Annotated in this window: 10 protein-coding genes; 6 read left to right on the forward strand and 4 right to left on the reverse strand. The window is 57.0% G+C overall.

Annotated elements, in window-relative coordinates; translation table 11 throughout:
* Window positions 1-304 precede the first annotated feature (304 nt).
* Window positions 305-1,336: a hypothetical protein gene (locus ACQUQO_RS10070; RefSeq protein WP_435077859.1), complete on the forward strand. Its 1,032-nt coding sequence runs from the start codon at window positions 305-307 to the stop codon at window positions 1,334-1,336.
* 3 nt (window positions 1,337-1,339) lie between these two features.
* A complete protein-coding gene (locus ACQUQO_RS10075) occupies window positions 1,340-2,047 on the forward strand; it encodes a CARDB domain-containing protein (RefSeq protein WP_435077860.1) in 708 nt (235 codons plus the stop codon).
* A gap of 220 nt (window positions 2,048-2,267) precedes the next feature.
* On the opposite strand, the gene ACQUQO_RS10080 is transcribed toward ACQUQO_RS10075, so the two are convergent.
* A complete protein-coding gene (locus ACQUQO_RS10080) occupies window positions 2,268-3,857 on the reverse strand; it encodes a transposase (protein WP_435077861.1) in 1,590 nt (529 codons plus the stop codon).
* A gap of 120 nt (window positions 3,858-3,977) precedes the next feature.
* Here ACQUQO_RS10080 and ACQUQO_RS10085 point away from each other — a divergent pair, with 120 nt between their 5' ends.
* From ACQUQO_RS10085 to ACQUQO_RS10095, 3 genes are all read left to right on the forward strand, one after another.
* Complete coding sequence (locus ACQUQO_RS10085; protein ID WP_435077862.1) at window positions 3,978-4,517, forward strand: halocyanin domain-containing protein; 540 nt, start codon at window positions 3,978-3,980, stop codon at window positions 4,515-4,517.
* A 340-nt stretch (window positions 4,518-4,857) separates the two neighbouring features.
* Window positions 4,858-6,462, forward strand: coding sequence for a molybdopterin-dependent oxidoreductase (locus ACQUQO_RS10090; RefSeq protein WP_435077863.1), 1,605 nt, complete (start codon window positions 4,858-4,860; stop codon window positions 6,460-6,462).
* A gap of 131 nt (window positions 6,463-6,593) precedes the next feature.
* Window positions 6,594-7,715, forward strand: a complete 1,122-nt coding sequence (locus ACQUQO_RS10095; RefSeq protein WP_435077872.1) for a tellurite resistance/C4-dicarboxylate transporter family protein — start codon at window positions 6,594-6,596, stop codon at window positions 7,713-7,715.
* Between the two features lie 51 nt (window positions 7,716-7,766).
* Here ACQUQO_RS10095 and ACQUQO_RS10100 read toward each other — a convergent pair whose 3' ends face one another.
* From ACQUQO_RS10100 to ACQUQO_RS10110, 3 genes are all read right to left on the reverse strand, one after another.
* Window positions 7,767-8,045, reverse strand: coding sequence for a DUF7521 family protein (locus ACQUQO_RS10100; RefSeq protein ID WP_435077864.1), 279 nt, complete (start codon window positions 8,043-8,045; stop codon window positions 7,767-7,769).
* Window positions 8,042-8,416: a helix-turn-helix domain-containing protein gene (locus ACQUQO_RS10105; RefSeq protein WP_435077865.1), complete on the reverse strand. Its 375-nt coding sequence runs from the start codon at window positions 8,414-8,416 to the stop codon at window positions 8,042-8,044. Before ACQUQO_RS10105 ends, ACQUQO_RS10100 begins: the two co-directional genes overlap by 4 nt.
* A gap of 158 nt (window positions 8,417-8,574) precedes the next feature.
* Complete coding sequence (locus ACQUQO_RS10110; protein ID WP_435077866.1) at window positions 8,575-9,231, reverse strand: helix-turn-helix domain-containing protein; 657 nt, start codon at window positions 9,229-9,231, stop codon at window positions 8,575-8,577.
* A 139-nt stretch (window positions 9,232-9,370) separates the two neighbouring features.
* On the opposite strand from ACQUQO_RS10110, the gene ACQUQO_RS10115 reads away from it, so the two are divergent.
* A complete protein-coding gene (locus ACQUQO_RS10115) occupies window positions 9,371-10,816 on the forward strand; it encodes a cytochrome b/b6 domain-containing protein (RefSeq protein ID WP_435077867.1) in 1,446 nt (481 codons plus the stop codon).
* The last annotated feature ends 30 nt before the right edge of the window (window positions 10,817-10,846 follow it).

Genomic DNA, 10,846 nt, shown 5'->3' on the forward strand with positions numbered 1-10,846 from the left:
TTTCCCCCGCGGATATGGATCTGTGCGCGAGTATGCTCAGCAATCATCTACTAGCGGGGGACCTGTCTTCTACGATGCAGTATGCAATTCTCGACCAGCAGAAGATTAAAATATATCACAAAACTTTTATCCTAGAGCCTGAAGTTGATATATTTGGACGATGTCCGAAAGCAACGACACGTTATATCGATTGGACCGACGAGCGCTGCTACGAAACGCTGCGGCCGGAGTCACGCTTTCCGGAGTCGCCACTTCGCCTGCTGCTTCGAGGTACACAGGGCCGCGTGGAGACGAATTCGCGTCGGTGAAAGGCCAGAAGCTTGCACTTGCTGGAGAGATCACCTCGCTCTCGCCGAGTATCAACGAACGTGCACGCGTTCAGAATACGCTCGATACGATGGAAACACAGATCGAGAACGGGAACGTCGATGTCTCGACAGCGATCGACGCCATCGAACGGATGAAGATGGGTGAGAACGTCACGGAGTCGACCATCGCTGCGCTCGGACCGGGCGTTGCACAGAGCCCGGAAAATAGCAGTTCGCTGGTCGGGGCTCCAAGCGATTCTCCGGCCGCCAACGGTGGGTTCGATATTGCGGGTACGACGGTCCAAAATGGACTGTTCCTTACCACTGGTCTCATTGCCGCTAGTACCTCTTTTGCTAAACTCGCAGGGTCGGTCGGAACTCTTTCACGTCTCGATGATGCTGTTTCGCGCGTTGACGATGCATTGAGCGTCGTGTTCGGTGGGATTCCGTTCGTCGCGGACCGACTCAAGGATGCAGCGAAAGCGATCAAGGGCGATGTCGTCTCGAAGATCGAATCGGAAGGGATCAAGGACGGACAAAAGCTGTATGAATTCGTTGCAGGTGAGGTCGAAGATGTCAGAGACCCACTCGCTAACGACCTCCTCCGTCAGTATGAACAAAATCTCGGAAATCCACCGATCGACGGCAAACTCGCGGAGCTGGACGATTCCCTCGGTGCTGATAGTGGAAGCGTAAACTTGTCGGGCACTCAGAGCGGGGCGAGAACTGCGGCGGCAAACGGCATGGACCGCCTGAACCAAGAACTCCGTGAGACTAAGAACGCACTCGACGTGACGAACTTCATCGCCACTGTCAGCGGTCTTCTCGCTGTTGCCGGCGGAATACTCACCGTCCTTTCAGGAGGAAGCCTGGCAATCATCGGTACAGCGCTTTCGGTTCTCGGCACGTTCTTCTCACTGAGCTTCACATTCTTAGCCATTACAGCAGGCACGGCCGGACTGGCCGACGCCCGAAAGGAACACAACACGGCGCTCGATGGCGTCATCAGCGGCACGTCGGGGGTGTGACCGATGGCACAGTCAGCACTCCTCAACTCCCTGGATGAGGTAAGGGCGGCCCTCAAAGACGAAGACTACGAGCGTCTCGATGCGGAACTCGATGCGTACCAAGCGGCGTATCAGGAAAGCCTCCTCACCGAACGTCTCACGCTACGCCGATCACAACTCAGCCGGACGGAGATGGACATCTCTTCGGAGACGCAAACGATACTCACCGAGTACGAAAACCAGCAGGGAGGCACAAATACTGCGCGGGCGGGACTTCTCGCTGGCGGGGATATACTGTTGTTCGATCCGGAATCGGCCGACAGTTCCGAGTTGGTTGGCGGCGTTTCCGACCTTCGCAATCAAGAGACGGCGCTGAACGACCGCATGACTGCCGCCCGTGGTGCTATATCCGATTTCGACCTTCCGGCCCGGATCGCCCTCCTCTCGGCGGAGCCTGAAACGAGATCGCCAGTCTTCGGTTCGATGGTCAGTATAGATGTCACTGTTGCGAACATCGGCGACGCATCCGCTGAAAACGTTTCTCTGAGCGTCGAGTCGTCTCTACCAGTTTCGCCGTCGGAGACGACCCTCGGATCTGTTGTCGCTGAAGAAACCGAAACCGTCTCAGTCGCTGTGACAGCGAACGAGCCAGGTGAACACGAAGTGACGTTCACGGCCAAGACCACAAACGCGGACACCGAATCAGTCTCAGCATCAATAACTGTACTATAGGCTATTGCATCTTCGAGATTGACTGGTCTGCGAGAGATTGAGACAGATTAGTTCTGAACTGTCTCTCACGTTAGGGGACAGACGAGAATATACGGATATGTTCACCGCTCAAAACAGATGGGTTCCCTTAGAACAACCAATCAGGGATGCTCCAACCACAAGTTCTGCTTCTCAGAAGAGACGCGTCGCTCAAAAGAAGCTTCGCCGTACCGACGAACTGTCAGATAATACGTGAGGGAGACAACATCAACGACGGTTTCCCACAACGCTTGGCGGTCAGCGCCACCGCGACGAGCGAAACCACCGAGAGGAGCATGTGGGTTCGCACGTTCTTCTCTTTGCGTGCGCGTGGGCGTTCCAACCCGGCGAACGATTTCAACCGGCTGATGACCCGCTCGACACCCGCCCGTAGGTGGCGGTTCATCCGCTCTTTGATCGCGTGGATGATATAATTGTGTTCGTCGTTATCGGTTTCAACACCGTAGTCTGACAACAGCGTCTGTGGCAGCAGTTCCAGTGCGTCGTGGACAGTCTCGATCTCTTCGCTGTGGTCTTCGAACAGAGATTTGATCTCGTCTTTGAGTGCTTTCAGCGGGCTTGACCGACGCGGATTGATCGCCGTCATGAGCGGCGTATCCAGTATCTCCTGGCACTTCTCTCGGTTCGAAGTACTGTCGAAGCCAGCATCGGCGAACACCGCTTCGAGATCAGCAGTGTCGTAGAGGTCGTCGTACTTCTCGATCAGCGGCACGAACATCCGCTGGTCGTTGCGCTTGCCGGTGGTCAACAAGGCGGCGACGGGTAGCTCGATTGCCGCATCGATCACGAGGTACGCCTTGTAACCGTAGAACTGGCCTTCATGGACGCCCCAACTGGCACCCTCGATATCACCGTTTTCGATCTCTTGACGCGTGTTCGCCCACGCGTGCATGTGTGTCGCATCCACCACAGCATACCGGCCAGCCTGATCCTCTTCTTCAACCAATTCGGTTGTCATTGCCTGGAGACAGTCTTCCAGCTCGGTCGGAGGAATCACGTCGAACGACCGCCAGATAGAGGTTCCATCAGGAACATCGGACGGCTCGTCGTAACCGAGAGTACCTTTGAGACGATGACTGTGACGCACGCGTGTCTCGGTCGTCTCGAACGAGTCGTCGTGGAGTTGGCGAAGTAGAAGGGCTGCGGCTCGATCAGACGCGATTGAGTCGATATGCTCGTCCGCGATGGTCGTGAACTCGGTGAGAATCTCTTCGGCGAAGAGGTGGCGATCCGCTGGCGACTCGCCCGGCAGATCGATTTCGACGGATGTGTTCGTGCGGCGTTCGGTGAGTTGCCGGTCTCGTTTGTGCGCCCACGTGTGGACGTAGAGGGTGGTGTCACCGAGCTCAATGGCGGCGATGTCATTGGTGTCGGCCAACTGAGCGAGAGCACGGTAGCACGGTCGGCTGAGAAGATCGCACGCTTCAGCCGCCGTCAGACCGGATGGACGGTTGAACGCGAGATATTTGAGCGTCTTCTTGGTGGTTCCCTGCTTGTGGAAGACGACTTCCTCGGTTCCGTCGGCTTCATCCTCGACTTCAGGTCGCCAGAAGCCGTCGGTATCCGCTCGATGGCCAACGGTATACTTACTGGCGATGTATTGGTTGTTCTGGTTGAGAGACGTATAGAATTCTCCGCCGTCTGCGGTCATCTTCCGGAGGTACCAGTCCGGGATGGTCGTTCCATCGCGGAGCGCTGGCTTGGTGCTGAATCCACGATTGGTCCGGAGAAATGCTCGAACCTCCTCGGCATAACGCTCCGTTTTCAGCATGCGTAGGATACTATTGCACGATTCACTCCGAAAGGATACTGCCGAACATCTTCGTGGTGTTCCCAGCCACTGAGAATCACGACTACGGTTATTCTTTCGTCAGTAGTATGGCCATGTGTGATGAAATCGTCTGCACTAACCGGGCGGCGAACGTTCCTGAAAACGGCGGTGGCAGTGTCGGTCGCCGGGCCGCTTCTTGCTGGGTGTACCAGTTCAGGAACCACCAACAGCGGTGATGGATCCTCTGCCGCCGATAGTGGCGGTACTCCGACCACCAGTAACAGTGCTGGTGGTGGGGCGGCTACCGATAGTGCGTCAGCGTTCGGCGGCTGGCTTGATAACACCGCCAATTACGACAGCGTAGCCGACAAGACCGGTGCGAGCAAAGTCACTGTTGAGGTTGGAGCGGAGGGGAACAATGGTCCATATGCGTTCGCGCCGCCAGCGATCAGGATCGGAACGGGAACGACGGTCACGTGGAAATGGACTGGCAAGGGTGGCTCTCACAACGCCGTCGCACAGGATGGGAGCTTCGAAAGCGAGCTAAGCGCTGAGAAGGGCCATATCTTCGAACACACGTTCGAGAAAAGTGAGAGCTACAAATACTTTTGCTCCCCGCACAAGGCGATGGGAATGAAAGGTATCGTTGTAGTAGAATGATTCGTCGCCATCGCCGGGACCAAAGCAGAATCACTATGCGAGAGCTGCCTTTGCTGGCTTTCGGGCTCTTGCATTGGGGTCGCACTGATTTCCGGCCGCCGGTCTAGTTCGTTCCCTACCTAATCAGGGATTGCGGCTGTTCTCAGGGACTGGGAATCTACGCTATTCCCATTGACGTTCTCTTTCTCTCTTCAGATGTGATGTACCGGAGCTCCAACCACGGTCGATGGACCCCGCTCGGTCACTGGCATTCAGTGGCTAGTACGCGTCGGGTTGCACGCCACGCAAGCGGTATTGGTTCGCTCGCGGTGAACAGAGCAGTCGTCGCCACCACGTCGCCATGAGTGCTGAAGCACTCGGCTTTCCGTGGTGGGTTCGGATGGCTCATTTCTTCAATCTCCTCTTTACCACACTGCTGATTCGAAGCGGTATCGAAATCATCAGTGGCCATCCGAAGTTCTACTGGAGCGACCACGGGATTCCGGGCACCGAATGGCTCCGCCTCGGTGACGAAAAACGAGAACCCATCGAGAAGGAAAAACGCCCAAGTAGTGAGGAAGATGAAGACTCCTCGGAAGAGAAAATCGCTGTCGGAGATGGAGCAGGTGTCGAGATCGAAGCCGAACTCGAAACACCGACGGAGAGCAACACGACGGACAACGATCTCTGGACGGCCGAAGACGAGTCCGACCCATACCCGTCGTGGCTCGCGCTACCGGGCAAGGACAACCTCGGACTCGGGCGTCACTGGCATTTCTGGGGAGCACTCGGCTGGACGCTCACCGGGGTGATCTATGTGGTGTTGTTGTTCGCAACGCCGCAGTGGGAGCGCCTCGTCCCCACCTCGTGGGCGATCTTCCCGCAGGCGTGGGACAATCTCATCACCTATCTTCAGTTGCAGATACCGCACGCGACCGGCTACAACGCACTCCAGCAGCTCACGTACTTCAGTGTGATTTTCATCCTCTCGCCGCTGATGATCCTCACGGGACTGGCGATGTCGCCCGCACTGCGCGCAACTTTTCCGCGACTTCTCGGTCGTGCCCGCCAGCCAGCACGCAGCATCCACCTGATCGGGATGGTCGTGTTTGTGCTGTTCATCATCGGCCATGTCGGCTTGGTCGTGGCGCACGGGTTCTGGCACGAGATGGGCAAGATCGTGCTGGGCACTGCGGGTGCCCCCTTTTGGCGCACTGTCGCGTTCACCGTGCTCGGCCTGAGTATCGTCATCGTCTTTCACATCGTGGCGACCCGTGAGTCGCTCCGCAAACCCATGCGAACCAAAAAACTCCTCGAAATCGGCGTCGATCCGCTTCTCGATTTCCTCTTTTACAGCCGCACGGCCGATGGGTTAGATGCCGGTCGTACCTCCGAGTACGCCCGTGTCAATGGTCGGCCACCGCGAAACGAAGAGTATCAGGAGCATAGGAAAAGCGATTTCGCGGACTGGACGCTCGACATCGACGGACTCGTGGAAAATCCGATGACGCTTTCGTTCGATGATCTGCGCGACTTCGAAAAACAGACCCAGAACACGCGCCACGACTGTATTCAGGGCTGGACGTACTACGCTGAGTGGGGCGGCGTTCGCGTCGCCGACCTCATTGAGGAGTGCCAGCCCACCGACGAGGCCAACTACGCCGTCTTCTGGACGCTCGATGAGAAATGGGAAGACCCGGAGGTCGATGGCTACTACTACGAGGTCATCGACATGAACACGGCGAGCGAGCCGATGACGATCCTCGCCTACGAGATGAACGGCGAGGACCTTCCCATCCCCCACGGCGGCCCTCTCCGCTTGCGGGGCGAGAGCATCCTTGGCTACAAGATGGCCAAATGGGTCTGTGCCGTCGAGTTCGTCGAAGACTACGAGGACATCGGCAAAGGCCAAGGTGGCTGGCGTGACGACACGCTGAACTACCTCCCGTCGGGTGCCGGTCTCTGAGGCATCGATTCGATCCAAGTGCCGGTTCACCTGTCTCCACTCACTGACCCATGCCTACCGACGATACCGGAGCCAAGCGCGACACACAGCGCACCGAGGACCGGCCAGCCGTCGATACACCACCGTCCCGTGTGTGTTCATCTCGTCATTCACGCGATGGCTGGACCGCGTTGAGTCGCATCACCGGGCGTGTTCGCAGTCGATTCGCCAATCCGTTCGATCCGGGTTCGTTCGCGCTGGTCATGGCAACGGGCATCGTCTCGATTGCCGCGCAGTTGGGTGGGATGACCCGTATCGCTGTCGCCCTGTTTGGAGTCACCGCGACGGCGTATGTGCTGCTGGGGCTGCGTACCGTTGTTCGTCTATGCGTGGACCCTCGAGAGTTTCTTCACGACCTGTTCGACCACGACCACGGACTCAACTGCTTGACGATCGTTGCTGGGAGCTGCATCCTCGGGAATCAGATTCTCGTGTTCACGGATATCCAAACGATTGCGATAGGGCTGTGGCTCCTCGGAGTCGTCCTCTGGATGGTCTTCATTTACGCGATTTTCCTGCGAATCACCGTTCGAGAGACCGATGAACCGCTCGCGGAGGGGATTCACGGTGGATGGCTCCTCACTATCGTCGCAACACAGTCAGTGTCCGTTCTCGGCGGATTGGTCGCTTCATCCATCCCAGCATACGAACGGCAGGTGCTGTTCGTTACAGTGGTGACGTATCTACTGGGTGCGATGTTGTATCTCATCATTATCACGCTCATTTTCTATCGGTTGGCATTTTTCGGATTCGATCCGCGTTCGGCCACGCCACCGTACTGGATCAGTACCGGAGCCGTGGCGATCACGACGCTTGCTGGTGCGACGTTGCTATCGAACGCGTCGCGCTGGGGGTTTCTGGACGGACTCCGGCCCTTTATCGAAGGGTTCACGCTGTTTTTCTGGTCCACGGGCACGTGGTGGATCCCGCTACTCGTTCTCTTGGGAATTTGGCGTCACGTGGTCGGCGATATTTCGCTTCCATACACACGCCGGGGTTATGGTGCGAGGTATTGGGGGATGGTGTTTCCGCTGGGGATGTACGCCGTCTGCACGTATCGGTTAGCGGAGATCACTGAGTTGAATTTTCTCTCCGTGATCCCACGCTACTTCGTGTATATCGCTCTTCTCGCATGGTTGATGACGTTTTTCGGGCTACTGCACACGCTCGGTGGTGATCTCCTCAACGAAAGGACCATCCGAGAGACCTCGTAGTGTTCTCTGAGGCAGAAGTTGATCGTGGTGGCTTCCTCCGGAAATTCTGCATCACTCGACATACAGTGAATACAGGATGATAGCGAACCCGGCGGTCGTAAACAGACTCTCGACCACAAGCGCGAGGTCCGGATCAACGGCAATGAGTTGATCGACGACTCCAGCCAAGAACGCGCCCAGTGTGACGATACCGAAGCCGAGTGCGAGCGCTCGAAGCGCCCGCGACGCCGTGCGGCGGTAGGCTCGATACGAGTAGAACGTAATCACGCCACCGAGCACCAGCGTGAGCGTCTTGAGGACGAGAACCGCTGTGGTGATGAGTTGACTCATGTTTCCTTGCTCACCTCCGACCAGAGGTCGGACAGGCGTTGGTCCGGCGTCCGTTCACGATGCTTGATTGCAACCTCGACTGAACGGTCGTCATCGAGACCGATGCGGACTTCATCGAAGGCGACCACATACCGTGTCGTGTTCTGGTTGCCCGTCCTGATTTCGATACGCTCTTCGAGTAAGGATGCCTCACTGAGCAGTTCGAGTTTTCGGTACATGGTCGAGAGCGGGATGTCACACGCTTCGGAGAGTTCGCTTGCCGTCATCGGCTCCTCGCACTGTTCGATGATATCACGACAGGCCGGGTCATCGAGCGAATCGAGGACGTCCTGCAATTGGGGCGATTCAGCGTCAAACGGATCACGTACCATTACTGCCCTCTGTGTGACTGAATAGTGTTCGGTCGATTGCTCCAGCATAGCTCAGATGATATCTCCAGTTGCCGACCGTGCGATCAACCATCGCTGTCCATGAACTGATCCGACGTCCCATACGTCCCACGCATCGCTCAGAGACGCTACCGAACATCTCATGGAGTCTCCGTTTCGACAGTAACATCTGTCACTCTATTGACGAATTGTTTGATGACTTCCCCTTCGGCGCGGTGTAAAATTTCACTACAGGTGGATTTGGCGATGCCGAGTTCGTCTGCAAGCTCGGTTAACGAACACTCCCGGAGCGTGTCGTAGTATCCTCGCTCAACGGCCACGGTGAGCAGTTCGAGCTGGCGGTCGGTCAACAGCTGTTCCGGCTCGATATCTTGTTGGATCTCGTTGACGGTGAATGGAATCCCGAACTGTTCGAACTGGGTTCCGAGTTCGGACAGACGATGCTGTGATGCCGTGAGTTCCCACTCGGCCTCGCCGTCTGCGAGGAGAAATGGCATTTCGAGTGGGACGCCCGCCCCCTGTACGGAAAATAATAGTAGTGGCATCGTCGTCTCGAACTGAATCAGTGCCGTGTTGTCGTGTCGCTGGAGGATATCGAGTTCGGTGACTTCCTCGCTAGCGTCGATTTCAGTCAGAATCGACGGGAGCTGCTGGGCAGTGACTTCGGCGAGTCCAACGCCCGCCTGATCGTCCGCGAGGGCGGCCAGAATGCGAAACTGTGCGTCCGGATAGGCCCGCGAAACGTCCCCGATCCAGATGCCGTCGGGAATCGTGAGCGTGAGGCGTGCTCGTGGCATCGTCGTTCGTCCGAACCTATTCGGTCCGTATCGTAATCAGTATTTCCGAACAAGTTCGGGTGTGTTCTCGATACTGCGAATCCGTGGGCGAACATGTCTGCCGTTATCTATATGTTCTTTCTTGGACCATGGCTTCGATATGGCACTCGAATTCCCTTGGTGGCTCCGATTGGCTCACGCATTCAACCTCCTCTTCATGTTGCTTTTAATCAGGAGTGGGATCGGGATTGTTGGAGCGCACCCCCGTTTTTACTGGAACGACGATGCGATTCCGGGTACTGAATGGCTCCGAACTGGTGACGAGCCACGATCAACGGATATCGAGAAAGAACGGATCGGTGAAGACTCCAACGAGGAGCAACCTACCGCCGCCGAAACTGGGGCCGAACCCGAGGAGGTGGCTGATGGTGGGGTCAGCACTGAGATAACCGAGAACTCATCCACCGAAGATGGCTCTCGCGGCCGGACATCGCGCCGACAAGCCAAGAAAAAGGACGGAATCTGGACCGCCGAGGACGAGGCTGACCCGTACTCTTCGTGGCTCGCACTCCCCGGCGAGGACAACCTCGGTCTCTCCCGTCACTGGCATTTCTGGGGGGCGGCCGGGTGGCTTCTCACCGGCGTGCTCTATGTGGCGGTGCTCATCGGGACCGGCCAGTGGGATCGGTTCGTTCCGACATCGTGGTCGATCTTCCCGCGGGCTCTTGACGCGTTCGTGGCGTACGCCCAGTTACAGATCCCCGAAACCACCGGGTACAACGCGCTCCAACAGCTCGCGTATTTCTCCGTCCTCTTCATCCTCTCACCGCTCATGATCGTCACTGGCTTTTTTCAGGCTCCCGCGATGCGAGCCCATTTTCCGAACTGGTTCAGCCACATCCGACAACGAGCCAGGAGCATTCATTTCCTCGGAATGATCGCGTTCGTCGTGTTCATCGTGGTTCACGTGAGTCTTGTCGTTGCCCACGGATTCGGCGAACAGATGGCGAAGATCCTGCTTGGGAGTGCCGAAGCCTCCCAGCCGCTCGCGCTCGCGCTCACCGCGGTCTGGATCGGTGGGGTCGTTGCGATCCTCGTGATCGGTGACCGGGCATCGCTCAAGCGGCCGATGAAGACGAAGAAACTCCTCGAAGTCGGTCTCGATTCACTCATCAAGTCTGTATTTCACCACCACACCGATATCGTCAACGAGGAGACCGAACAACAGACGCCCTCCGAGTTCGCCCGGGTGAACGGCAAGCCGCCTCGGAACAACAAGTATCGCCAGCACGCCGCCGAGAACTTCGAAAACTGGACGTTGACGGTCGATGGATTCGTAGAAAACGAACTCGAACTTTCACTCGAGGACTTACAGAACCTCCCACGCCAGTCACAGACGACACGTCACGACTGCATCCAGGGGTGGACATACGTTGCTCAGTGGGGCGGCGTCCCGGTCAAAGAGATCATCGCTCGCTGTAACCCTGCCGAGGAAGCTGAGTGGGTGGTCTTTCATACGCTCGACGAAAAATGGGAAAGTCCGGATGTCGAGGGATACTACCCCACTTTCGACACCCAAATGTGTTCTTGTGAGCAAACCCTATGATCAAGATCGAGTTGATGGTAGATTTTGTCA

The sequence above is a fragment of the Halococcus sp. AFM35 genome (genome assembly GCF_051195015.1).
In the GTDB taxonomy this organism is placed as follows: domain Archaea; phylum Halobacteriota; class Halobacteria; order Halobacteriales; family Halococcaceae; genus Halococcus.

Bases quoted from the DNA above. Each gene is read 5' to 3' on its own strand.
- ACQUQO_RS10075 (WP_435077860.1), top strand. From the start codon at position 1,340: ATGGCACAGTCAGCACTCCTCAACTCCCTGGATGAGGTAAGGGCGGCC.
- ACQUQO_RS10080 (WP_435077861.1), bottom strand. From the start codon at position 3,857: ATGCTGAAAACGGAGCGTTATGCCGAGGAGGTTCGAGCATTTCTCCGG.
- ACQUQO_RS10085 (WP_435077862.1), top strand. From the start codon at position 3,978: ATGAAATCGTCTGCACTAACCGGGCGGCGAACGTTCCTGAAAACGGCG.
- ACQUQO_RS10090 (WP_435077863.1), top strand. From the start codon at position 4,858: ATGAGTGCTGAAGCACTCGGCTTTCCGTGGTGGGTTCGGATGGCTCAT.
- ACQUQO_RS10100 (WP_435077864.1), bottom strand. From the start codon at position 8,045: ATGAGTCAACTCATCACCACAGCGGTTCTCGTCCTCAAGACGCTCACG.
- ACQUQO_RS10105 (WP_435077865.1), bottom strand. From the start codon at position 8,416: ATGGTACGTGATCCGTTTGACGCTGAATCGCCCCAATTGCAGGACGTC.
- ACQUQO_RS10110 (WP_435077866.1), bottom strand. From the start codon at position 9,231: ATGCCACGAGCACGCCTCACGCTCACGATTCCCGACGGCATCTGGATC.
- ACQUQO_RS10115 (WP_435077867.1), top strand. From the start codon at position 9,371: ATGGCACTCGAATTCCCTTGGTGGCTCCGATTGGCTCACGCATTCAAC.